This window comes from Nesterenkonia sphaerica, from assembly GCF_005771565.1.
Taxonomy (GTDB): Bacteria; Actinomycetota; Actinomycetes; order Actinomycetales; family Micrococcaceae; genus Nesterenkonia; species Nesterenkonia sphaerica.
Genome location: NZ_VAWA01000024.1, coordinates 1 through 22697 on the forward strand (window position 1 = coordinate 1; position 22697 = coordinate 22697).

Sequence of the window (22697 nt, forward strand, 5' to 3'; positions counted from 1 at the left end):
CTCTTCCACCGCCGCCGAAACACCCCACACCCCAGGGGCACCCGGCGTCTCAGGAGCGCCAGAGGCACCCGGGGTCTCGGGGGTGCCCGGTGTCTCCGGGGTCCGGTCCGGCTGTGCATCCATACCCCAATTTTATTTCCCACCACGGACACGCCCCCGGTCCGTTCAATCATGAGCGCATGTGGCGAGGTCAGGGGCGGATCACCGCTACCCCCGGTTCGGTCCCCTGCGCCATCGCGGCCAGGGCGGCAGGCACCTGCTCCAGTTCAAGCTCTCGTGTGACCAGCACACTGGGGTCAACCGCTCCAGCGACAAGAAGGTTCAGCAGCTCTGGATAATCCGTCGCAGCCATGCCGTGACTTCCGAGCACAGTCAGCTCCAGTGCGACAACCCGCGGAATCAGCGTGCGCGGGACCTCAGAGAAGAGCCCCACCTGAACGTGGCGTCCCAGCGGGTCGAGACTCAGCAGCGCAGCCTCCAGAGTTTCGGCCCGTCCGAGGGCCTCCAGGGTGACCTGCGGCCCCGTGCCGGCCACCCGACTGTCACGCCCTGGCCCCAACTCCGGCTCTGACGCCAGAGTTATGGCAGCGGCCCGTACTGCGGCTGCGACCTCCTCCGGCGTCAGGCCGGAGGAATTGACCTCGCGCGCGGCGCCGACCTCAGCAGCCAGCTCCAAGGCTCCCGGCGCGACGTCGACGGCGATGACCTGCGCCCCCAGCGCGCGGGCGAGCATCACGGCAGAGAGGCCGACGCCACCGCAGCCGAAGATTGCCACCACTTCACCGGGGCGGACCTGAGCACGGTGCTGAAGAGCTCGGAAGGCCGTGGCGAAGCGACAGCCGAGAGAGGCCACACTCGCCGCAGACAGGCTCTCCGGAACAGCGACGAGGTTGTGGTCCGCAGCTGGCACGACCACCTGTTCGGCCCAGGAGCCGTCATAGGTGAACCCGGGTTGGGATTGGTGGGGACAGACCTGGGACTGTCCCGCCGCACACCATCTGCAATCCCCACATCCACAGACAAAAGGTGCGGTCACCCGCTGACCTACCCGCCACCCGGCGACGTCGTCCCCGAGCGCGGAGATACGCCCCAGGAACTCATGTCCGGGCACATAGGGAATCTGCACGCTGTCATCGTGGCCGGCAAACGCGTGGAAATCACTGCGGCAGAGGCCAGTGAGTTCCACATCAACGACCACACCGCCGGTTGGCGGCACAGGCGCGGGAAGGTCGAGGACCTGAGGGCTTTCACCGAATGCTGTGACGTGGACCGCGCGCATCTGAGCATTCTACGAAAGCGTCAGCCCAGTCAGCCGCCACCAGCGCGCAACATCGACCCTATGATCAGCTGTTGCCCAGTCGGCGTTCAGTCTCAGATACATTTTTCGCCCGGTTCTAAAAAATTATTGCTCTACCGCTATATTCGCTGATAACAATTGTTTGTCGTGACTTCGGTCACCCGCCCCCTACCGAGGAGCTCGCATGACAACTGCGACGACGCAGAAAAGATCCGCCCCTATGCAACGCATTACTGCGGGGCCTGGATTCAATCGCTGGCTTATCCCCCCGGCAGCCCTAGCGATTCATCTGTGCATCGGGCAGGCATATGCGACCAGCGTCTACAAGACCGAATTGGTGGTCCACTTCGAGTCCAGCCAGACGGCGGTGGGCATCATATTCTCCATTGCCATCGTCATGCTCGGTCTCTCGGCAGCGCTCTTCGGCACCTGGGTCGACCGCAACGGCCCACGCCGCGCGATGCTCGCCTCCACTGCCTGCTGGGTCACCGGGTTCGCCATCGGCGCGCTCGGCATCTTCACCGGCCAGCTTTGGCTGGTCTACTTGGGATACGGCGTCTTCGGCGGCATTGGTCTCGGCATTGGGTACATCTCCCCCGTCTCGACACTTATCAAGTGGTTCCCGGACCGGCCGGGTCTGGCCACCGGCATGGCCATCATGGGCTTCGGCGGAGGCGCCATGATCGCCAGTCCACTCTCCTCCTCGCTGCTGCGCTTCTTCGATGGAGGAGCCCCTGATGGGGACGTGCACACCGGTGAAGCCGTCGGCGCGCTCTTCCTCACCCTAGGTGCCATCTACCTCGTAGTGATGCTCTTCGGCGCATGGCTGGTGCGTGTTCCGCACCCGGACTGGAAACCTGAAGGATTCGATCCTTCTAAGGTGAAGAAGAAGTCGATGGTCACCAGCGGCAACGTCCGCGCCAACACCGCTGTCACCACCCGTCAGTTCTGGCTGCTGTGGATCATCCTGTTCTGCAACGTCACGGCCGGCATCGGCATCCTCGAACACGCCTCCCCCATGATTCAGGACTTCTTCCGCGGTGCCGACGGCAGCTCCACTGTCGCCGCTGCCGCTGCTGCAGGCTTCGTGGGCTTCCTGAGCCTGACGAATATGGCGGGACGGTTCATCTGGTCCTCCACCTCCGACGTCATCGGCAGAAAGAACATCTACCTGCTCTACCTGGGCGGCGGCGTCCTGCTCTACTTCGCTCTTGCCACCTGGGGCAGCCTGTCGATGGCTCTGTTCATCATTCTCTCCGGCATCATCCTCAGCTTCTACGGCGGCGGCTTCGCGACTGTTCCCGCCTACCTCCGCGACCTCTTCGGGACCCTTCAGGTCGGGGCGATTCATGGCCGCCTGCTCACCGCCTGGGCGTGTGCTGGTATCGCCGGTCCCCTGATCATCAATGGCTTCCTCGACGCCCGAGGCGAGCCTGGATCACTCACCGCAGCCGACTATCGGCCGGCCCTGTTCACCATGGTGGCGCTGCTGGTCATCGGGCTGATCGCGAATATCCTGGTCCGCGAGGTCAAGGAGGAGCACCACGTGGAGAGTTCCCCGCAGAAAGCTGACACCCCGGCGAGCAAGAAGGAGTCCACCACGCCGGAAGTGGAACCAGCAGGAGCACCTCCAGTGCCGGTCTGGCTGGCCTGGGCTGTGGTCGCGATTCCTCTGGCCTACGGCATAGTGCAGACGCTGAACAATGCGGTTCGACTGTTCACCGCGTAGGCGTTCGGCCTCCTCCGCCGCCTCCGACCCCCGTGCTAACATCGCGATATGACTAGGATCACGCCGCTGGAATGGCCGGTTATCCGTCAGCTGCGCACCCGAGACTCCAGTGGACGCGGTGCTGCCGTCACCTCCAAGAAGACGCGTGAGACGTCTCCTCGCACCTCCGACGCCGACACCGTGGTGCAGAGCATCTGCCCCTATTGCGCAGTGGGATGTGGTCAGAAGGTCTACGCGAAAGACAATCGCGTTGTGCACATCGAGGGGGACCCCGATTCCCCCATTTCCCGCGGCCGGCTGTGCCCCAAGGGCGCAGCCAGCGAGCAGCTGGTCAACTCGGCGGGCCGGCAAACCAAGGTCCTCTACCGCGCCCCTCGATCACGGGAGTGGGAGTCGCTCGACCTCGACCGTGCCATCGACATGATTGCCGACCGGCTGCTTACCGCCCGCCGGAAGCACTGGGAGGACACTGATCAGCACGGCAACCCGGTGCGCCGGACGATGGGCTTCGCCAGTCTGGGCGGTGCGACCATCGATAACGAAGAGAACTACTTGATCAAGAAGCTGTTCTCCGCCGCCGGGGCCGTGCAGATCGAGAACCAAGCCCGCATTTGACACTCCTCCACAGTTCCCGGTCTGGGAACTTCATTTGGACGAGGTGGCGCCACACAGCCTCAACAGGATCTCGCCAATGCCGACTGCATCGTCATCCAGGGATCCAATATGGCCGAGTGTCACCCTGTGGGGTTCCAGTGGGTCACTGAGGCGAAGCAGCGCGGCGCCCGGATCATCCACGTGGATCCACGCTTCACACGCACCAGTGCAGTCGCCGACCGGCACATTGCGCTGCGCGCGGGAAGCGACATCGTGCTGCTCGGCGCGCTGATCAACTACGTGCTGACCCACGATCTCTGGTTCGAGGAATACGTCCGGGCCTACACCAATGCTGCAACGATCATTTCCGAGGAGTACCAGGACCCAGAGGACCTCAATGGACTCTTCTCGGGTTACAACCCGGAGGACGGCACCTACGACAAGTCGACCTGGTCATACCAGTCAGCCACAGGCCGGGAGACGGTCGGCGAACCCGGTGCAGAGACAGAGGACGACGCCGCCGAACCTCACGAGTTCGGTGCCGGCGGGCCCCCGCTGAGCCACGCGAATGTGCGGCGGGACGAGACTCTGCAGGATCCCCGGTGCGTGTTCCAGGTACTGAAGCGGCACTTTGCGCGCTACACCCCGGAGATGGTGGAGCAGACGTGCGGAATCTCTGTGGACGACTTCACCTATCTGGCCAACTCCATCACGGAGAACTCCGGCAGGGAGCGCACCACCGCCTTCACCTATGCCGTGGGGTGGACCCAGCATGCGCAGGGCGCCCAGTTCATCCGCACCGCGGCTATACTGCAGCTGCTCCTGGGTAACATGGGCCGCCCCGGCGGCGGCATCATCGCCCTCCGCGGTCACGCCACCATTCAGGGCTGCACAGACATTCCCACTCTGTTCAATCTGTTGCCCGGGTATCTGCCGATGCCGGAAGCCGGGCAGCACAACACCCTTCAGACCTATCTGGACTCGATCGGGTCAAAGAAGCAGAAGGGATTTTGGGCCAACGCAGATGCCTACACCATCAGCCTGCTGAAAGCGTGGTGGGGCGACGCCGCAACCCAGGAGAACGACTTCGCTTATGACTACCTGCCCAGGCTGACCGGCGCTCACGGCACTTACCAGACGCTGGAGCGTATGCTTCGCGACGAGCTCGACGGATATTTCCTGATCGGGCAGAACCCAGCTGTGGGATCCGCCAACGGCCGGATGCAGCGGCTGGGGATGTCGCACCTGAAGTGGCTGGTAGTCCGGGACTTCAGCCTCATCGAGTCGGCCACATGGTGGAAGGACGGGCCCGAGATCCACACCGGCGAGCTGCGCACCGAGGATATCGAGACCGAGGTGTTCTTCCTGCCCGCTGCGAACCACACGGAAAAGGCTGGCTCCTTCACTCAGACCCAGCGTCTGGTCCAGTGGCGTCATCAAGCGGTCACCCCGCCCGACGACGCCCAGAGCGAGCTGCATTTCTTCCACGAGCTGGGCAAGCGCCTCCGGCAGCGCCTGGCGGGGTCCCAGGACTCACGGGACCGGCCGCTGCTGGATCTCACCTGGGACTACCCCACCGATGCCCACGGTGAGCCGGATCCGGAGGCAGTGCTGGCGGAGATCAACGGCTTCCACGTCTCAGGGCCCGACCAAGGTGAGCCGCTGTCCACCTTCAACGAGATGCGCGCCGACGGCTCCACTGCCGGGGGCTGCTGGATCTACACCGGAATCTATGCCGACCGGGTCAACCAGTCTGCGCGCCGCAAGCCCGGCCAGGAGCAGGATGAGACGGCCGCTGAATGGGCCTGGGCATGGCCGGCCAACCGCCGTCTGCTGTACAACCGCGCTTCGGCCGACCCGCAGGGCCGCCCCTGGAGCGAACGGAAGAAGTACGTCTGGTGGGATGACGAACAGCAGCGCTGGACCGGTAAGGATGTGCCGGACTTCCCGGTGGACCGAGCGCCGGACGCTCGGCCCGAGCCGGATGCCGGGGGCCCTGCGGCACTGGCCGGAGACGACCCGTTCATCATGCAAGCCGACGGGAAAGGGTGGCTGTTCGCACCTCACGGTCTGGTCGACGGTCCACTGCCCACACATTACGAGCCGCCCGAATCCCCCATCGGCAACCCGCTCTACGGCCAGCAGAGCAACCCCGCCAGGATCGTGCTGCCCGGTAAGGACAATCTCCTGGCGCCTTCTGCCCTGCAGCCGGGCTCAGAGATCTACCCCCACATCTTCACCACCTACCGGCTCACCGAGCACCATACTGCCGGAGGAATGAGCCGGTTCCTGCCCTATCTGGCAGAGCTGCAGCCTGAGATGTTCTGTGAGGTCTCCCCTGAATTCGCAGCCGAGATTGGGCTCGAGGCGTATGGCTGGGCCACCATCATCTCTCCGCGCTCAGCTATCGAGGCTCGGGTGTTCATCACTGAGCGGGTGACCTCACTGACGATCGCCGGCCGGCGGGTCCACCAGGTGGGTCTTCCCTACCATTGGGGTGTGGGCAATGAGGCGGTCGTGGAGGGCGATGCGGCCAACGATCTGCTGGGCCTCACCCTGGACCCGAATGTGCACATCCAGGGCTCGAAGGCCGCGCAGTGTGCGGTGCGGCCGGGCCGCCGTCCCCGTGGACCGGAGCTGACCAAACTCGTCGAAGACCTGCGACAGCAGGCGGGACTGACGGTTGAGACGGGCAACGAACGGCTCACGGTACCGTGGGGCGAACCGCAGGACCAGCCGAGGGGGGAGCAATAATGGAGTCGCTCACCGAAGACACCCAGCGCAGCGCCGAGGCCTATGCAGAGCGGGCAGGAAGCCGCAAAGCATTCTTCACCGACACCTCTATCTGCATCGGCTGCAAGGCCTGCGAAGTGGCCTGCAAGGAGTGGAACCGCAACCCCCAGGACGGCGATCTGGAGGTGCTGGGGTCCTCCTACGACAACACAGGAGCGCTGGGTGCCAACACCTGGCGGCATGTGGCGTTCGTGGAGCAGGACCAAGACCGGATCGAGAAGGCCCGCGAGTCCGGTCGCAAGCTGGTCAGCTTAGGCATGCCCCGCGTCGGTCCACCGGCACAGGCAGGTGCGGCAGCTGGAGCGCAAGACGGAACCGCTCCCCCCGACACTGCGGAGTTCCGGTGGCTGATGTCCTCCGACGTCTGTAAGCACTGCACCCATGCCGGCTGCCTGGACGTATGTCCCACTGGCGCCCTGTTCCGTACCGAATACGGGACGGTCAAGGTACAGGAGGACATCTGCAACGGATGCGGTACCTGCGTAGGGGGCTGCCCGTTCGGCGTGATCGAGCGCCGCGATGAAGGCATCATCCGCGCCAAGACTGAGCGTGCGCAGTCTAAGTACGCCCAGGAGATCCCTAACGAGGGCACGGCGAATAAGTGTACGTTCTGCTACGACCGCCTGGTTGACGGGCAGACCCCGGCCTGCGCCCAGACCTGCCCCACCACCTCCATCAAGTTCGGTGACCGCGAGGACATGGTCGAAAGCGCCCGTCAGCGAGTCGCCGAGTTACACCAGCAGGGCATGACCGAAGCCCGCCTCTACGGCGCCAACCCCAACGACGGCGTCGGCGGCACCGGCTCAATATTCCTGCTGCTGGATGAGCCGGAGGTCTACGGCCTGCCCCCGGACCCGCGAGTCCCTACGAAGGACCTGCCTCGTATGTACCAACGCGCTGTTCTTGCTGCCGGAGGAATGCTGGCAGCCGTGGGAGTCTCCTTCGTGCTGGGAGGCCGCCGGTGACGACCTCTGAGCACGACCACCATCGCCCGCCCGAGCCGCCGCGTAGCGGACGCAGGGGCCGCAAGGCCGCCGAGGGTGCGCGAGAGATTCCGATGGTCGAAAAACCCGAATTCAGCTCTTACTACGGCAGAGCGGTGGTGAAGGCGCCGCCGTGGGGGGACGAGATCGGTGCGTATCTGTTCCTGGGCGGACTGGCAGGTGGATCTTCGCTCCTGTCGCTGGGTGCCCAGCTGACCGGAAGCCGCATACTGCAGCGCAATGCCCGGCTGACCGCCCTGGGAGCAGTCGGATTGGGCACAGTGGCGCTGATTCACGATCTTGGGCGTCCCGAACGCTTCCTCTATATGCTGCGCACGTTCAAGATCACCTCGCCGATGAGTGTGGGCAGCTGGGTGCTGACCTCGTTCAGCACCGGGGCGGGAGTCACTGCGGCGGTAGAGGTGGACCGGCTGACCGGCCACCGGCTGCCGCTGGGGCCGCTGCGCCGTGTACTGCATGCGCTCGAAGGCCCGGCAGAGGCTCAGACCGCCCTGCTGGGAGCTCCGTTGTCCAGTTACACCGGTCCGCTGTTGTCCAACACTGCAGTGCCCACATGGAACGCCGCGCGCGACGAGCTGCCATTCGTGTTCGTCTCCTCCGCCGCACTGGCCGCATCCGGAGCTGCACTGGTGTTCACACCGGTGCGCGAAACCCAGCCGGCGCGAGCGCTGGCTGCCATCGCCGCGGTCGGTGATGTGGTCTCGATGAAGCTGATGAAGAAGCGGATGCACCCCGTTGAGGCGGAACCGCTCAAGACCGGCGGACCCGGCACACTGCTGAAATGGGCGGAGCGGCTCGCCGTTAGCGGCGCCGTCGGCGCAGTGGTCTTCGGTGGGCACCGCGCCCCGGCGGTCGCCAGTGGGGCGCTGATGCTGGGGGCCTCCGCACTCACCCGGATCGGCATTCTCCGAGCCGGCCTGGCCTCTGCACGCGACCCGCGGCACACCATCGAACCGCAGAAGGCCCGGTTGGAGGCCCGCCGCGCACAAGGTGTGGTGCACGATTCCATCACCACCGCCGGCTGACCGGCCCGGTGAGCTGCGCAGGCTAGCGGATCTCGATGAGACCCTGGGCTGACTCCGTGGTGTGCCCGATCACCGGGTAACCAGGGACTTCTCCCACCACGAGCAGCCCCCCGGAGGTTTGGGCGTCCGCCAATGTCAGCAGATCGTCATCGCCGATGCCCGGCCCCGGGTTGAGGTGGTCACGGACCCATTCCAGATTTCTGCGGCTCCCGCCGGAGACGTACCCGGCCCGCAGCGCGTCCTTCGCCCCGGTGATCAGCGGTACGGCTGCTGCCTCCAGGCACGCACCCACCCCGGAGGCCCGGCACATCTTGTACAGATGTCCCAACAGCCCGAAACCGGTGACGTCAGTAGCGGCACGCACTCCAGCATCAGCGGCAGCTCGGGCGGCGTCACGGTTCAGCGTCACCATGGTTTCTACCGCCTCAGCGAAGACTTCACCGGTGGCCTTGTGGCGGTTGTTCAGCAGACCCAGACCGATCGGCTTGGTCAGTGTCAGGGGCAGCCCAGCCTGGGCGGCGTCGTTGCGGAGCAGCTTTTCGTGCGGAACTGTGCCTGTCACGGCGAGACCGTATTTCGGCTCCGGGTCATCCACCGTATGGCCGCCGATCAGCGGGCACCCGGCCTGCTGGGCGACGGCCTGTCCCCCGCGCAGCACCTCTGTGAGCAGCTCCAGGGGAAGAACCTCCCGCGGCCAGCCGACGAGGTTGATGGCCATGGTCGGTGTGCCACCCATCGCGTAGATGTCGGACAGCGCATTAGCCGCAGCGATGCGTCCCCAGTCAAAGGCATCGTCCACCACTGGGGTGAAGAAGTCAGCGGTGGAGAGCACCGCCAGGTCATCATTGAGGCGAACCGCAGCCGCGTCGTCGCCGCCGTCGAGCCCCACCAACACGTCTCCGTGGTGCTGGGCGGGCAACCCGGCGAGTACATCCTCCAGCTCCCCTGGCGGGATCTTGCATGCGCATCCTCCACCATGGGCGTAGGTAGTGAGCCTGGGGGCGGCCGAGAGGTCTGCTGGAGCCTGAGCTGTCATAGAGCTGAGTATAGGCCCGGGAGCTGGGCCGCAGGGTCAAGGTGAAGTTGCCCCTGACGCAACCGCCTGCCGGTGGTTCCGCGTGGTACTTTAAGCATGGAGGTGTCTGGGTCCTGGTGGGCCCCACGGTCTTCAAAACCGCTGAGACCGAGCATCTCGGTCTGGCGGGTTCGATTCCCGTCCACCTCCGCCAAACTGCCCAGGTGTCGCCATCTGTCACGAGGAGGCCAGACGTGGTCAATGCCGACCCCCGTCGCCTCATACCCGGCACCGACACCCTGCTGACCCGCCCGCACATTCAGCAAGCGGGTTCGGCTGTGAGCCCGCACGTGGTCCGGCAGATCATCACTGATGTTCAGCGGGCCGCTCGCGCTGGCACGCTGCCACCGGCTGAGGTGGATTCGGAAGTGCTGACCCGGTTGAGAGAGCTCCGGCCGTCGACCATGCGCCGAGTCCTCAATGCCACCGGCGTGGTGGTCCACACCAACCTGGGACGCGCACCCCTGTCCGCTTCAGCACAAGCGGCCCTCGCAGAGGCAGCTGGCTACGTCGATGTAGAGATGGACCTGGAGTCCGGACGCCGCGCCGGCCGCGGCGAGGGAGCACGCCAGGCCCTGCTGGACGCCTGCCCGCAGGCCGAAGATGCCTTGATCGTCAACAACGGTGCCGCAGCGCTGGCGTTGGCCACCGCGGCACTGGTCGGGGGCGGGGAGGTTGTCATCAGCCGTGGCGAGCTGGTCGAAATCGGCGCCGGCTTCCGGCTCCCGGAGCTCATAGAATCTACTGGTGCCCGGCTCCGCGAGACGGGCACCACCAACCGCACCCACCTGAGCGACTATGAGAGTGCGCTGTCCCGGTCCTCGGAATCGACCGCCGCAGCGGTGCTCAAAGTCCACCCCAGCAACTACCGGATCACCGGGTTCACCTCCGCAGTGCCGATCGCCGATCTCTCCGCGCTGTGCCGGCGGTACGGACTGCCACTGATCGTCGACATCGGCAGCGGACTGCTCACCCCAGATCCGGTCCTGCCTGAGGAACCGGACCTGGCAAGCACTCTGGCCGACGGGGCAGACCTGGTCATCGCCAGTGGAGACAAGCTCCTCGGTGGGCCGCAGGCCGGACTGCTGCTGGGCCGGGCCTCGCTGATCTCCGCGCTGTCCCAACATCCGCTGGCGCGTGCGGTACGCACCGACAAGCTCACCCTCGCTGCACTGGAGGGGACCCTCAACGGCGCCGAAACACCAGTGACAGCGGCCCTGCATGCGGATCCAGACGCACTGCGCAGACGTGCAGAACGCATGGCGCGGGCGCTCAACGCTGCGGTGGTGCCCCACGATGGCCGGGTCGGCGGAGGTGCTGGCCCCGGGGTGCCGCTGCCCGGATGGGCCGTGCGCCTCCCCCAGGAGGCCGCCGTGCCGCTGCGCGCCGCCCGCCCGGCTGTGCTGACCCGTCTCAGCGGCTCCTGGTGTCTGGTAGACCTGCGTTGTGTTCCCGAGGCGGAGGACGACGCGGTGCTGAAGACTGTACAAAGCGTGCTGGCCGCGCTGCCCCACCCCGGCGAGGAGCCCTCCACACGATGCACGTAATGGCCACCGCCGGGCACGTCGACCACGGCAAGTCCACCTTGGTACGGGCGCTGACCGGCACGGAGCCGGACCGGTGGGAGCAGGAGCGCCAGCGGGGGCTGACCATCGATCTGGGATTCGCCGCCACCACCCTCCCCTCGGGCCGAGTGCTGTCCTTCGTCGACGTCCCCGGGCATGAACGGTTCTTGGGAAACATGTTGGCCGGGCTCGGGCCAGCACCCATGGTGTGCTTCGTGGTGGCCGCCGATCAGGGCTGGCAGGCCCAGTCCAGCGACCACCGCGACGCCGTGGCCGCGCTGGGGATCAGGTCGGGTCTGATCGTGATCACCCGTACTGACCGTGCCCCGGACCGGGTACCGGAGGTGTTGGAGCAGGCCCGGCGGGAGCTGGCCGGCACCGGAGTGGAGCACGCGCCAGCAGTGGCGGTCTCGGCCACCGAAGGCACCGGGCTGGACCAGCTGCGCGCGACGTTGGATGCGGTGGTCGCACTCGCCCCCCGCCCAGCACCCCAGGCACCGGTACGCATGTGGGTGGACCGCTCCTTCAGCCTCCGCGGCGCCGGAACCGTGGTGACCGGCACGCTCGAGGCCGGCACGCTTCATCGGGACCAGCGACTTCACCTGCTCGGACCGAACATTGACCAGCCCGTGAGCGTCCGCGGGCTCCAGGCACGCCACACCTCAGTTGAGACCCTCACAGCTGTGGACCGAGCTGCGGTCAACCTCCGGGGCGCCCCACCCGATCAAGTCGCCCGCGGCGATGTGCTGCTCACCCCCGCAGCCTGGCACCTGACCTCTGTCATCGACGTTCGCCACAGCACCGGTGAGACGTTCGACGACGCACCCCAGCACCTCACCGTTCACCTGGGCACCGCGGCGATCCCCGCCCGGTGCCGACAGTTCGACAACCTGCACGCCCGGTTGACCCTCACCCGTCCGCTGCCGGTGCGCATCGGCGACCGCGTGCTCCTGCAGGGCTCCAGCACGCGCCCCGTGCGCGCCGGAGCCCTGGTGCTCGACGTTGATCCCCCCCAGCTGCACCGCCGCGGGGCCGGCCGGCGCCGCGCTGCCACCTTAGCCGGGATGACGGCTGCGGGAGACCTCGCCGGTGAGGTCCGGCGTCGGAAGGCAGTGAAGGAGGAGGCTCTGCTGCGGATGGGCCTGGATGTGCCCGCGCAGCTGAGCGGGGATGTACAGCGGGTGAGCAATTGGCTGGTGGACTCCGCGCACATGAAGCGCTGGAGCGCAGAACTGAGCGCTGCGGTGGAACAGCACATGCAGCAGGACCCGCTCTCCGCCGGGCTGTCGGAGGGCGCGGCGGCCGATCGGCTGGGGCTGCCCGACCGTGTGCTGCTGCCACCACTGACCCGCCAGGCCGGGCTGCAGCACAGCGCTGGGCGCATCACCAGCCCCGGCGCGCAGCGGAGTTTGGGGCCGGCAGAGTCTTCCGTGGCGGATTTGGAGGGTGAGCTGGCTTCCGCTCCCTTCCAGGCGCCGGAAGCGCAACGGCTGGCAGAGCTGGGGCTGAGTGATCGCGAGCTGGCGGCCGCTGAGCAGCAGGACCGGCTGCTTCGGCTGAGCTCCGGGGTGGTCTTGCTGCCCAGCGCTCCAGCCCGAGCCATGCGGGTGCTGTCCCAACTGGATCAGCCGTTCACGTTGAGCGCCGCCCGCCAGGCGCTGGGAACCAGCCGGCGCGTGGCCGTGCCACTCCTGGAGCATCTCGACGCTCGGGGGTGGACCCGCCGGGTCGACGCCGCCCTGCGCGAGGTGGTGCGCTGAGCTCAGTGCTGCGCCGGGTCCAGGGCCAGGTCATCAGCGCCCACAATGCGCCGGCTATCAGCATCAGCCACAGAATGTAAACCGGCCAGGGTCCGAGGAAATCCAGCAGGGAGGCCCCATCGGGGTGGCGGTTGAGAAAGGCGTAGTTGGTCCCGAGGAGCGCATTGGCCGCCATGGCGAAGGCCGCCCACCCCACCGCGGCACCGTAGGCCACTGCAAAGTCGCGCCACTGCGGGCGGTACCCCAGCCCCCAGACCAGCGCCAGCGGCACCATAAGCACCGCAATGTGCAGCACCCAGTAGAAGAAAAAACTCACCGACGGGCCGATGAGCATATTGGGATGGGGCGTCAGCAGCGCCTGCGGATTCAGCGTCAGCCCCCAGAAGTACACGATGGCGATTGCCCAGCGCGAGCGGCGGATCAGCGCGATGGCCGCGATGAAGCGCAATGCGTCAGAGAAGTGCAGGGGGAGGGAATTCTCAATATTGAAGTGGGCAGGCAGCAAGAACCACACCATCCGCAACAGGGTCACCGCCAGCAGCGCCCAGCCAGCTATGCGGGTCGCGCTGAACTCCGCTGCGGTGCCACGGACCCGGCGCGCGCCCCACACTGCAAGCACGCAGCACAGGGCGGTCAGAGCGAGCAGCCCCAAATGGACCCCACCAAAGATCTGGGGAGCCTGGGCCGAAGCAATCACTGGGGTCACGCCCCCAGTCTAGGCACTACTCCGGCGGGAGCTGTTTGCCAGCCAACGGAACCCGCCAGCCGAAGCGCAGGGAGAGCATCCGCACCGCAAAGACCAGTGAAGAGATGCCGACGCCTATCCACACGTTGAAGACTCCCAGCTCCAGGAACAGCACCGCCAGCCCGGCGCCGAGCATAGCCGGCATGGCGTAGATACCCACCGGGACCATAATCTGCGGGACCTCGTTGGCGACCACATCGCGCAGAGTGCCGCCCCCCACGGCAGTGGTCAGCCCCAGCAGCGCGCAGGCTACGGGATTCAGTCCGGCCTCAAAGGCCACCACTGTTCCGGTGAGACAGAACAGGGAGAGTCCCATGGCGTCGAACACGAGCATGGTGCGTCGGAGTCGATTCTCGTGCAGCAGCCGAGCGGCCACCAGGGTCACCGCCATCAGCACAGGCAGCAGCAAGAGCGGGTTGGCCAGCGCCACCGGCAGGCCTTGGGCGATCATGACATCCCGGGTCACTCCCCCACCGAGCCCGGCGAGGCTGGCCAGCAGGAGCGAGCCGACCAGATCAAACTTCTTCCGGGCCGCCAGCAGCGACCCCGAGACCGCGAACGCGAAGATACCCATCAGCTCGAGGAACAGCAGCAGAGCGTCCATGTTCGGCCTTTCGTCAGCAGCGAGCGCTCACAGCGCCCGCGGATGTGCGGTGAGGTAGGTCTCCTGCAGCGTCTCCGCGGTGACCTTCGTATAGATCTGGGTGGTGGTCACGGAGGAGTGCCCCAGCAGCTCCTGGACAGTGCGAATATCCGCACCGGCTTCGAGCATATGGGTCGCGCAGCTGTGCCGGAGGGTGTGTGGGGAGACCGCATCGGTCAGCTCAGCCGCCTGGGCGGTCTTCTTCAGCATCTCCCACGCCGATTGCCGGGACAGCCGACCGCCCAGCTTATTGACGAACAGTGCTGGCGAGCCTTTTCTCCGGCGCGCGCTCGAGAGCTCCACCAGCGCCGGGCGTCCGGCGGTGAGATAGTCTCCCAGTGCTTTTTGCGCCATACGGCCCAGCGGCACCATGCGCTGCTTATTGCCTTTTCCGGTGACCCGTACCAACACCAGGCCGGCGTCGCCACTGGCTTGAAGTGAGTGCACATCATCCACGTCAAGTGCCACAGCTTCGCCAATTCGCGCTCCGGTGGCGTAGAGAAACTCCAGCAGAGCTCGGTCCCGCAGCCCCAGGGGCTCCCCACGCTGCGGGGTCTCAACCAGCCGGGTGACCTGGTCAACTGGCAGCGCCTTCGGCAGTGACTGCTCCAGGGCCGGGGCAGCGACGTCGCTGGCGGCGTCGAACCCTGCCCTGCCCTCCTGTGCCCAGTACTTGTGCAGTCCGCGCACAGAGGCGAGCATGCGGGCCACCGACCGCGCAGCCAGCGGGGTGCCGTCGTCGCTGCCGGTGGTCACCGCCTCCAGGAAATCCGCAATGTGACCGCTGTCCACGGCCGAGGGGGCGTGCACCCCTCGGCGGCCCAGGTACGCCGCGTAACGGAGGAGATCGCGTTCATAGGAGGCAAGGGTGTTGGCGGAGGAGCCGCGCTCGATCCGCAGGTGGGTCAGGTAATCTGCCACCTCCGGCCACAGCGCAGCGGCCTGCGCCTCCTCCCGGGACGACCCCCGGCGGCCTCCTGAGGCGCTCACCGCCGATTAGCCGCGGCGCGCCAGCCCTGCGCCGATGAGGCCGGCGAACAGCGGGTGCGGGTTTGTGGGCCGGGACTTCAGCTCCGGGTGCGCCTGAGTGGAGACGTAGTAGGGGTGGACCTCCCGGGGCAGTTCGACGAACTCGACCAGCAGCCCGTCCGGGCTGGTGCCGGAGAAGACCAGCCCCGCCTCAGCCAACTGCTCACGGTAGTCGTTGTTGACCTCGTAGCGGTGGCGATGCCGTTCGGAGACCTCAGTGGATCCGTAGGCTTCGGCCACCACACTGCCTTCGGCCAGCGCCGCATCGTACGCACCCAGGCGCATGGTGCCTCCGAGGTCACCGGCACCTTCGACGAAGCTCTTCTGCTCGGCCATGGTCGCGATCACCGGGTACTGCGTCTCCGGGTCAAACTCCGTGGAGTTGGCCTGGGACATTCCCATGACATTGCGGGCATACTCCATAACCATGGTCTGCAGACCCAGACAAAGGCCCAGAGTGGGGACCTTGTTCTCCCGGGCGTAGCGCAGCGCACCGATCTTACCGTCGAGGCCGCGCACTCCGAACCCGCCGGCCACGCAGATGGCATCCACCCCGGCCAGGCTCTTGGCGGCCCCCTCCGGCTCTGAACACAGATCTGAGGGCACCCAGCGGATCTTGGTCCTAGCGTGGTGGGCGAACCCTCCTGCGCGCAGGGCTTCAGAGACCGAGAGATAGGCATCCGGCAGGTCAATGTACTTCCCGACCAGTGCCACCTCCACCTCGTGATCCGGGTGGTGGACCACGCTGAGCAGCCGGTCCCACTTGGTCCAGTCCACATCCTTGAACTTCAGGTCCAGGGACTGCACCACATAGGCGTCGATGGCCTGCTTGTGCAGGATCTTCGGAATGTCATAGATGCTGGGAGCGTCGGCGCAGTTGACCACAGCATCGGCGTCCACGTCACACATGCGCGAGATCTTGCCGCGGATGTCTGCCGGGAGCTCCCGGTCGCTGCGCAGGACGATCCCGTCCGGCTGGATGCCCAGGGAGCGCAGAGCCGCCACCGAGTGCTGGGTGGGTTTGGTCTTCAGCTCCTGGCTGGGCCCGATGTAGGGCACCAGGGACACGTGGAGGAAGAACACGTTCTCCCGGCCGATGTCCTGACGCAGCTGACGCGCGGCCTCCAGGAACGGTTGGGACTCGATGTCGCCGACCGTGCCGCCGATCTCGGTGATGATCACATCGGGCGCCTCCGCCGACTCCGCGGGCAGCCGCATGCGGCGCTTGATCTCATCAGTAATGTGCGGAATGACTTGGACGGTGTCGCCGAGGTAATCACCGCGTCGTTCCTTCTCAATGACCGAGGAGTAGATCTGTCCGGTGGTGACATTGTTGAGCCCGTCGAGGTTCTCATCGAGGAAACGCTCATAGTGCCCAATATCCAAGTCGGTCTCGGCGCCGTCCTCTGTGACGAACACCTCGCCGTGCTGGAAGGGGTTCATAGTCCCCGGATCCACATTCAGATAGGGGTCGAGCTTCTGCATCACCACGGAGAGTCCGCGTGCTCGAAGCAGATGTCCCAGCGATGAGGCGGTGAGGCCTTTGCCGAGAGAGGAGACGACGCCGCCGGTCACGAAGATCTGACGGCTGGTATCGGGACTGTTCTGATTCCGGGAGTTATTTCGCTGAGCCACGGAGTTCCAGCCTATCACTGTGGGTGGGGTTTCGTGTCATGTCGACGCCGCCTGACCAGCGGTCTCGAGCAGTTCAGCAGCGTGGGCGCGGGCTGAGGACGAATCTTCCTGGCCAGCGAGCATTCTGGCCAGTTCAGCGACTCGTTCAGAGTGCTGCAGGGTCCGGACATCGGAGGCGGTAACTCCGCCCCCATCGGCGGCGGTCTTGTGCACCCTGATGTGGTGGTCCGCGTAGGCAGCGACCTGCGGCAGGTGGGTGACCACGATGACCTGGGCGTGGCGGGCCAGTGCGGCCAGCCGCTCACCGATCTGGACTGCGGCTTTTCCACCTACCCCGGCGTCGACTTCGTCGAAGATGAATGTGCGGGCGTTCTGCTGTTCGGCAAGAACCACCTCCAAGGCGAGCATGACTCGGGAGAGTTCGCCGCCGGATGCTCCCTTGCCCAGTGGAAGCGGCTCGGTGCCCGGGTGCGGCTGGAGCAGAAAGCTGACCGTGTCAGCGCCGTGCTTGGTCAGCTGCTCGGTGGGTGTGACCTCGATGACCAGATGCGCCTGCGGCATCGCCAACGCGCCCAGTTCGCTGCCCACTGCCGCGCTGAGCCGTTCAGCAGCCTCCGACCGGATCTCTCTGAGCTGCTGCGCCTGCTGCCAGAGTTGAGCGTGCAGCTGAGCGACCGTCTCGGTGAGCTCATCGATGCGCTCACTGTCTGAGTGCAGGGTCGCCAACCGCTTCCGCGAGTCCTCAGCCCAGGCGAGCACATCGGTTACCTCAGGCCCGTAGAGCCGGAGCAGCTTGTCGATCTCTGCCCGGCGCGCATGCACCTCTGCCACACGTTCGGGCCCCGCCTCGTCGAGGTCCGCCGCGTAGAGACCCAGCTGGGAGGCTGCGTCAGTCAGCAACGAGGAGACCTCGCTGATCTGCCGTGAGATCTCAGCTAAGTCCGAGTCCTGGTCTGTGACGGTGCTGAGTGCTTGGGTGGCGCGGTCCAGCAGCTCTGCGGCGTGGGGGCCGAGCTCCACCTCTGCGGCGTCGCCACCGGAGAGCGCTGCCTGAGCGCTGCGGGCGGCGTTCCGGAGGGATTCGATGTTGTCCAGCCGCATGGACTCGGCTTTGAGCTGCTCGTCCTCTCCCGGCTGCGGGTCCAACTCATCAATCGCTTCCAGGGCACGTTGGAGCTGCTCAGCTTCGCGGCGGCGCTCCAGCTCATGGGCGGTGATCTCCTCCAATTCCGCCTGCTGCCGCTGGAAGGCGGCAAAGGCCTCCCCGTACTGAGCGAGCAGCTGTGCGCCCGCCTGTCCGGCGTAACTGTCCAGGGCGGCGCGCTGGGCCGCGGCAGTCTTCAGCCGCAGCTGGTCACTCTGCCCGTGCAGGGTCACCAATTCGGAGCCGACTGCCCCCAGCAGCGACACCGGCACCGCTCGGCCAGCCAGGGTGGCGCGGCTGCGCCCTTTGGCACTCACAGCTCGGCCCAGCAGCAGCGGCTCGGCCGCCCCAGGCGTTGAGCCCTCGGTCTCGTCCAACTCCTCCATCAGCACCCCAGCCTCCTGGGCGGTGGTGTGCGCCGGGTGGTCCGCGGTGACGCTGATTTCGGCGTCCACGGCCGCCTTATCGGCACCGGTGCGGACGGTCGCAGCGTCGGCACGGGCTCCCAGGAGCAGACTGAAGGCAGTGACCACCATAGTCTTGCCCGCCCCGGTCTCACCGGTGACCACGTTGAAACCGGGCGCTAAGTCCCACTCCGCGCGTTCGATGACCCCGAGGTCGCTGATGCTGACATGCTCGATCATCGCGTGCTCAGACCTCCTGGCTGGCATCTGTGGCTGGGAGAGGGTGGACTGCTTCCACCGGACCGCGCCATCCAGTGGTGGGGAGATTGAACTTGTCCACCAGCCGCTGAGAGAACGGTGTGCGGTGCACACGGGCCAGCAGCACGGGGGTGTCCGAACGGGTCACCTCGACCCGAGCCCCTGCGGGCAGTTCCATGGAGCGGCTGCCGTCGCACCAGAGGATCCCGTGCTCGTCGCCGCGCTGCAGCAGCTCCACACCCATGACTGACACGGGGTCGATCACCAGCGGGCGCGCAAAGAGCGCATGGGCGGAGATCGGGACCATCACCATGGCTTGGACCTCGGGCCAGACCACAGGGCCACCAGCGGAGAACGCGTATGCCGTGGACCCCGTGGGCGTCGACATCACCACACCGTCACAGCCGAACGCCGAGACCGGAGCGCCGTCGATCTCAATGACCAGCTCGATCATCCGCTGCCGGGAGGCCTTCTCGATGCTGGCCTCATTCAGCGCCCAGCTGGCGCCTAGGTGCTTGTCCGCCTGCCACACCTGAACGTCGAGGGTCATGCGCTCCTCGACCGTGTAGTTCTGGTCGATGACCCACTGAACGGACTCATCCAGCTGTGTCCGCTCCGACTCCGCCAGGAAGCCCACGTGGCCGAGGTTGATACCCATCAGCGGCAGCCGGGCATGGCGGACCCGGTGGGCGGCGCGGAGGATGGAGCCGTCGCCGCCGAGGACCATTCCGATCTCGCAGGCGCTGAGGCTGACATCCTGACCTGCCACGGCGACGCCGATGTCTGCCAATCGGTCCCCTGCGGTGACACTGATGTCCTCCAGGTCTTCGCGGAGCATCACCGGGCGCAGACCTGCGGCGTGGAGGTTCGAGGCCACGGTGACAGCGGCGTCCACCGCATCACGACGCCCGGTGTGCGCCAGCACCAGTACTGCTCGCATGCACTGCCCTCCTGCCTCGTCTACTCCCCGAAGTCGATCCCGTCGAGGTCAACTCGTCCCAGCCTATCGTCAGCCGCTGGCTCAAGTTCTGCCCCGGGCGACTGTGCCCAGAGGAAGAATTCAATGTTGCCGTCCTGGCCCGCCAGTGGGGAGCGCACCGCTGCTCGAGGGATCAGCCCGGCCTGCTCCAGGGACTCGAGAACCCCTTCTACGGCTTCGCGACGCAGCTGCGGGCTGGTCACCACACCTGTTCTGCCGAGCCTTTCGCGGCCGATCTCGAATTGGGGTTTCACCATGAGCACCAGGTCAGCCCCCGGATTCGCCTGCCCGGCCAGGGCCGGCACCACCAGGCGAAGCGAGATGAACGAAAGGTCCGCCACAATGATCGTGAAGAGCTGCCCCAGCTCGCCGGGGGTCACATAGCGGAGATTGACGCCCTCGGCGTTGGTCACCCGGGGATCTCCGGTCAGCAGCCCCGAGAGCTGTCCGTGCCCGACGTCGGCAGCCACCACGTGCGCTGCTCCCCTGCTCAGCAGCACCTGGGTGAATCCACCCGTGGAAGCGCCTGCATCGAGGCACCGGGCCCCGGCGGGGCTGATGCCTGAGAAGGCCTCCAGTGCCCCCAGCAGCTTATGTGCGGCTCGACTGACCCAGGGCTCCTCCTGGGTCAGCGCCAGGTGCTGTTCGGCACGCACCTTGGAGGAGGGTTTGCGGACGACGACGCCGTCCACCGTCACCTGCCCGGCTTCGACGAGCTGGTGGGCTCGGGTTCTGCTGGAGACCATGCCGGCGGCCACCAGAGCCCTGTCAAGCCTTTCGGTGCGGGGGTGCGACACGCGTGGGTCAGTCCTGGTCCGCCATGGTCAGCTCACCGGTGCGACTGAGCCGTGCAGTCAGCTGAGCGTGCAGTTGCTCCGCCTGGCGAATCTGTGTCTCCACGTCCTCCACGCTCAGCTCCTCTGAGGGATTCTCTGCCGTGCTCATCCAGCGACCCGGTCGGAGGTCTCACTGGTGAAGAGAGCGGCCAACGAACTGATCACTATGTCCGGCTTTTCCTCCCCGGTGGCTGCCTCAGCTTCTGTCTGGGTGGTCGCTCCGGTGAGCACCAGGGCGGTGGTGAAGCCAGCCCGGTTCCCGCCGAGGACATCGGTGTCCAAACGGTCACCGATCACCAGCGGCTGCGTCAGCTCCAGTGCCTTGGCCGCCTGCTGGAACATGTCCGGCTGGGGTTTGCCCGCTGCGCGGGGGTGCGCTCCGGTGGCGAAGCTGACCGCCTCCACCAGCGCGCCGTTGGCGGGTGCGACGCCGCGTTCGCGGGGGACGCTGCGGTCGAGGTTGGTGGCGAACCAGGAGGCTCCCCGGTTGATGGCGTACGCCGCCTCTGCGAGGTCAGCCCATCCCAGGGTCGGCTCAAACCCCTGGATGACGGCGGCGGGGCAGGCGTCGGCTGAGTCAACCACTGTATAGCCGGCCTCACGGCACAGGCTGCGCAGCGAGTCGCTGCCGGTGACCAGCACTTTCGCTGGAGCGGGGACGTGGCGGGCCATCAGCGTGACCCCCGCTGGTGCGGAGCCGAAGATCTGTTCAGGATCGGCGGTGATTCCCAGCTCCACCAGGTGCTCAGCGATCTGCGCTGCTGAGCGGGAGGCATTATTGGTGACGAACGCGAAGCGAATTCCACGCGCACCCAGTTCTGAGACGGCCTCCGGGGCGCCGGGTATCGCCTCTGGGCCGGCGTAGAGCACCCCGTCGAGGTCGAAAAGCACCCCGTCGAATTGGTCAATCAGCGCCATGAGCGGCCCTTCGGCGCAGGTCCATCCTGGGGCAACACGTCTTTGAGTTTCGGCGGGGTGTCGGAGTCCTCGTCGTCGAAGTCCAGGATCTCTGGTTCTGCGAAAGCTCCGGTGCCCAAGGCCTTCTCGGCCACCGCCACCTGGCGATGCCACTTCTGGGCCTCAACGCTGCGGTCCAGCCGTTCCAGCAGGTCAGCATAGGCAGCGAACAGACGGGGGCTGAACGAGAAGGCACGGTTGATATCCAACTCGGGCACTTCCAGCGCCGTCAGCGCCGCCGGAAGATCGTCCTGGTCCCGATGGGCCCCGGAGACGACCATCGCCAGTTCCGCACGGGGCGCGCCGGACAGCTGACCCGCCTCCGGCTCCTGGGAGAGCTCAATGGCCTTCTCCGGTTTCCCGATGCCGCGCAGGCAGTCGGCCATCACCGCGAGGTGGGTCTGGTCACCGCTGATTCTGCGGTAAGTGCGCAGTTCGCGCAGCGCCTCAGCGTAATCCCCGGCGGCGTAGGCGGTCAGTCCCACCGCCTCGCGGACCACCGCGAGACGGCCGCCTCGACGAGATGCCGCCAATGCATGTTCGAAGGCCAGTTCAGGATCAACTTCCAGCAGCCGGCCGGCCATAATCAGGTGCTTAGCCACCCATTTGCGGTTGCTGTCGGTGAGCGTACCGAGCTGCCGTGCGGCTTCCCGGTCCAGTTCCTTCCCGGTGATGTCCTCATCGATCTCCGGGGAACGTCCCCGCTCGTCCCGATTGGAGCGCCGGAGATCACGGGGATTGCGGGCCGGACGCTCACCTGAAGTGTGTTCGTGCATGTAGACCTCTCGTTGTGACTGCGCACCAGAATACCGGGCATGCAGAAGACCCCCGAGACTCTGCGCCATTGCAGAGACCGCGGGGGTCCTCTCTTTATGTTGTGTCCGGCGGTGTCCTACTCTCCCACACCCTTCCGGGTGCAGTACCATCGGCGCTGTGGGTCTTAGCTTCCGGGTTCGGGATGGGACCGGGCGTTTCCCCCACGCTATGACCGCCGTAACTCTTTCAACCCCGTCCCCCACCCCCTTCACAGGGGTGGTGGTGGGTAAGTCTTGGGTGGTGCGGATATGTGGTTTTCTGGTGTGGTCTGTTGTTGTTTCAGAACCGCATAGTGGACGCGTAGCACATAGAACACTTCAACACGAATGCTGCAGCGTGTTTGCCTGGCCCCCCGGTGCTCCCCCTCAGGGCTCCCTTTTCGGGGCTCAATGGGGGTGGGGTGGTGTGT

Annotated in this window: 17 protein-coding genes, 1 tRNA gene, 1 rRNA gene and 1 pseudogene; 7 read left to right on the top strand and 13 right to left on the bottom strand. The window is 66.3% G+C overall.

Annotation, left to right across the window (positions count from 1 at the left end; translation table 11 throughout):
• Nucleotides 1–190: 190 nt before the first annotated feature.
• Entirely contained in the window at nucleotides 191–1279 is a 1089-nt protein-coding gene (locus tag FEF27_RS12030) for an alcohol dehydrogenase catalytic domain-containing protein (RefSeq protein WP_138171137.1), read from the bottom strand.
• 202 nt (nucleotides 1280–1481) lie between these two features.
• Between FEF27_RS12030 and FEF27_RS12035 the strand changes: the two genes are divergently transcribed.
• Genes FEF27_RS12035 through nrfD form a run of 4 tightly spaced genes read left to right on the top strand, consistent with a single transcriptional unit; the run spans nucleotide 1482 to nucleotide 8442 of the window.
• The gene (locus FEF27_RS12035; protein ID WP_138171138.1) at nucleotides 1482–3026 is read left to right on the top strand and encodes an OFA family MFS transporter; all 1545 of its coding nucleotides are present in this window, start codon (nucleotides 1482–1484) and stop codon (nucleotides 3024–3026) included.
• A gap of 48 nt (nucleotides 3027–3074) precedes the next feature.
• The gene (fdh, locus tag FEF27_RS12045) at nucleotides 3075–6374 is read left to right on the top strand and encodes a formate dehydrogenase (protein ID WP_243729225.1); all 3300 of its coding nucleotides are present in this window, start codon (nucleotides 3075–3077) and stop codon (nucleotides 6372–6374) included.
• The gene (locus FEF27_RS12050; RefSeq protein WP_138171141.1) at nucleotides 6374–7378 is read left to right on the top strand and encodes a 4Fe-4S dicluster domain-containing protein; all 1005 of its coding nucleotides are present in this window, start codon (nucleotides 6374–6376) and stop codon (nucleotides 7376–7378) included. The genes fdh and FEF27_RS12050 overlap by 1 nt, the downstream gene beginning before the upstream one ends.
• Complete coding sequence (nrfD, locus tag FEF27_RS12055) at nucleotides 7375–8442, top strand: NrfD/PsrC family molybdoenzyme membrane anchor subunit (RefSeq protein ID WP_138171142.1); 1068 nt, start codon at nucleotides 7375–7377, stop codon at nucleotides 8440–8442. Before FEF27_RS12050 ends, nrfD begins: the two co-directional genes overlap by 4 nt.
• Nucleotides 8443–8464: 22 nt before the next feature.
• Here nrfD and selD read toward each other — a convergent pair whose 3' ends face one another.
• Nucleotides 8465–9478: a selenide, water dikinase SelD gene (gene selD / locus FEF27_RS12060; protein ID WP_138171143.1), complete on the bottom strand. Its 1014-nt coding sequence runs from the start codon at nucleotides 9476–9478 to the stop codon at nucleotides 8465–8467.
• A 98-nt stretch (nucleotides 9479–9576) separates the two neighbouring features.
• Here selD and FEF27_RS12065 point away from each other — a divergent pair.
• The 3 genes from FEF27_RS12065 (at nucleotide 9577) to selB (ending at nucleotide 12842) form a co-directional block, all read left to right on the top strand.
• Nucleotides 9577–9671: transfer RNA gene (locus tag FEF27_RS12065), tRNA-Sec, on the top strand.
• 40 nt (nucleotides 9672–9711) lie between these two features.
• Nucleotides 9712–11064, top strand: a complete 1353-nt coding sequence (selA, locus tag FEF27_RS12070) for an L-seryl-tRNA(Sec) selenium transferase (RefSeq protein ID WP_138171144.1) — start codon at nucleotides 9712–9714, stop codon at nucleotides 11062–11064.
• Nucleotides 11055–12842 carry a selenocysteine-specific translation elongation factor gene (gene selB / locus FEF27_RS12075; protein ID WP_138171145.1) on the top strand — a complete coding sequence of 596 codons (1788 nt, stop codon included), beginning with the start codon at nucleotides 11055–11057 and terminating at the stop codon, nucleotides 12840–12842. The genes selA and selB overlap by 10 nt, the downstream gene beginning before the upstream one ends.
• A gap of 22 nt (nucleotides 12843–12864) precedes the next feature.
• On the opposite strand, the pseudogene FEF27_RS12080 reads toward selB, so the two are convergent.
• From FEF27_RS12080 to rrf, 11 genes and pseudogenes are all read right to left on the bottom strand, one after another.
• Nucleotides 12865–13548 (bottom strand): annotated as a pseudogene (locus tag FEF27_RS12080) (YwaF family protein); the annotation flags it as partial.
• 16 nt (nucleotides 13549–13564) lie between these two features.
• Complete coding sequence (locus tag FEF27_RS12085) at nucleotides 13565–14191, bottom strand: trimeric intracellular cation channel family protein (RefSeq protein WP_138171146.1); 627 nt, start codon at nucleotides 14189–14191, stop codon at nucleotides 13565–13567.
• 27 nt (nucleotides 14192–14218) lie between these two features.
• On the bottom strand, nucleotides 14219–15220 hold the full coding sequence (locus tag FEF27_RS12090; protein WP_138171147.1) for a site-specific tyrosine recombinase XerD: 1002 nt from the start codon (nucleotides 15218–15220) through the stop codon (nucleotides 14219–14221).
• A 6-nt stretch (nucleotides 15221–15226) separates the two neighbouring features.
• Nucleotides 15227–16912, bottom strand: a complete 1686-nt coding sequence (locus tag FEF27_RS12095) for a CTP synthase (protein WP_138171148.1) — start codon at nucleotides 16910–16912, stop codon at nucleotides 15227–15229.
• Between the two features lie 18 nt (nucleotides 16913–16930).
• Nucleotides 16931–18682, bottom strand: coding sequence for a DNA repair protein RecN (gene recN, locus FEF27_RS12100; protein WP_138171149.1), 1752 nt, complete (start codon nucleotides 18680–18682; stop codon nucleotides 16931–16933).
• A 7-nt stretch (nucleotides 18683–18689) separates the two neighbouring features.
• Nucleotides 18690–19640 (bottom strand): NAD kinase, encoded by a 951-nt coding sequence (locus tag FEF27_RS12105; protein ID WP_138171150.1) that lies wholly within the window; start codon nucleotides 19638–19640, stop codon nucleotides 18690–18692.
• Between the two features lie 20 nt (nucleotides 19641–19660).
• A complete protein-coding gene (locus FEF27_RS12110; protein ID WP_279526816.1) occupies nucleotides 19661–20476 on the bottom strand; it encodes a TlyA family RNA methyltransferase in 816 nt (271 codons plus the stop codon).
• A 7-nt stretch (nucleotides 20477–20483) separates the two neighbouring features.
• Nucleotides 20484–20624, bottom strand: a complete 141-nt coding sequence (locus tag FEF27_RS13390) for a hypothetical protein (protein ID WP_166430013.1) — start codon at nucleotides 20622–20624, stop codon at nucleotides 20484–20486.
• Complete coding sequence (locus FEF27_RS12115; protein WP_138171151.1) at nucleotides 20621–21433, bottom strand: HAD-IIA family hydrolase; 813 nt, start codon at nucleotides 21431–21433, stop codon at nucleotides 20621–20623. Before FEF27_RS12115 ends, FEF27_RS13390 begins: the two co-directional genes overlap by 4 nt.
• Nucleotides 21424–22248, bottom strand: coding sequence for a tetratricopeptide repeat protein (locus tag FEF27_RS12120; RefSeq protein ID WP_243729227.1), 825 nt, complete (start codon nucleotides 22246–22248; stop codon nucleotides 21424–21426). The genes FEF27_RS12115 and FEF27_RS12120 overlap by 10 nt, the downstream gene beginning before the upstream one ends.
• Before the next feature lie 103 nt (nucleotides 22249–22351).
• Nucleotides 22352–22468 (bottom strand): 5S ribosomal RNA (gene rrf, locus FEF27_RS12125).
• Between the last annotated feature and the right edge of the window lie 229 nt (nucleotides 22469–22697).

Bases quoted from the DNA above. Each gene is read 5' to 3' on its own strand.
- FEF27_RS12030 (WP_138171137.1), bottom strand. From the start codon at position 1,279: ATGCGCGCGGTCCACGTCACAGCATTCGGTGAAAGCCCTCAGGTCCTC.
- FEF27_RS12035 (WP_138171138.1), top strand. From the start codon at position 1,482: ATGACAACTGCGACGACGCAGAAAAGATCCGCCCCTATGCAACGCATT.
- FEF27_RS12050 (WP_138171141.1), top strand. From the start codon at position 6,374: ATGGAGTCGCTCACCGAAGACACCCAGCGCAGCGCCGAGGCCTATGCA.
- selD (WP_138171143.1), bottom strand. From the start codon at position 9,478: ATGACAGCTCAGGCTCCAGCAGACCTCTCGGCCGCCCCCAGGCTCACT.
- selB (WP_138171145.1), top strand. From the start codon at position 11,055: ATGCACGTAATGGCCACCGCCGGGCACGTCGACCACGGCAAGTCCACC.
- FEF27_RS12085 (WP_138171146.1), bottom strand. From the start codon at position 14,191: ATGGACGCTCTGCTGCTGTTCCTCGAGCTGATGGGTATCTTCGCGTTC.
- recN (WP_138171149.1), bottom strand. From the start codon at position 18,682: ATGATCGAGCATGTCAGCATCAGCGACCTCGGGGTCATCGAACGCGCG.
- FEF27_RS12105 (WP_138171150.1), bottom strand. From the start codon at position 19,640: ATGCGAGCAGTACTGGTGCTGGCGCACACCGGGCGTCGTGATGCGGTG.
- FEF27_RS13390 (WP_166430013.1), bottom strand. From the start codon at position 20,624: ATGAGCACGGCAGAGAATCCCTCAGAGGAGCTGAGCGTGGAGGACGTG.
- FEF27_RS12115 (WP_138171151.1), bottom strand. From the start codon at position 21,433: ATGGCGCTGATTGACCAATTCGACGGGGTGCTTTTCGACCTCGACGGG.
- FEF27_RS12120 (WP_243729227.1), bottom strand. From the start codon at position 22,248: ATGCACGAACACACTTCAGGTGAGCGTCCGGCCCGCAATCCCCGTGAT.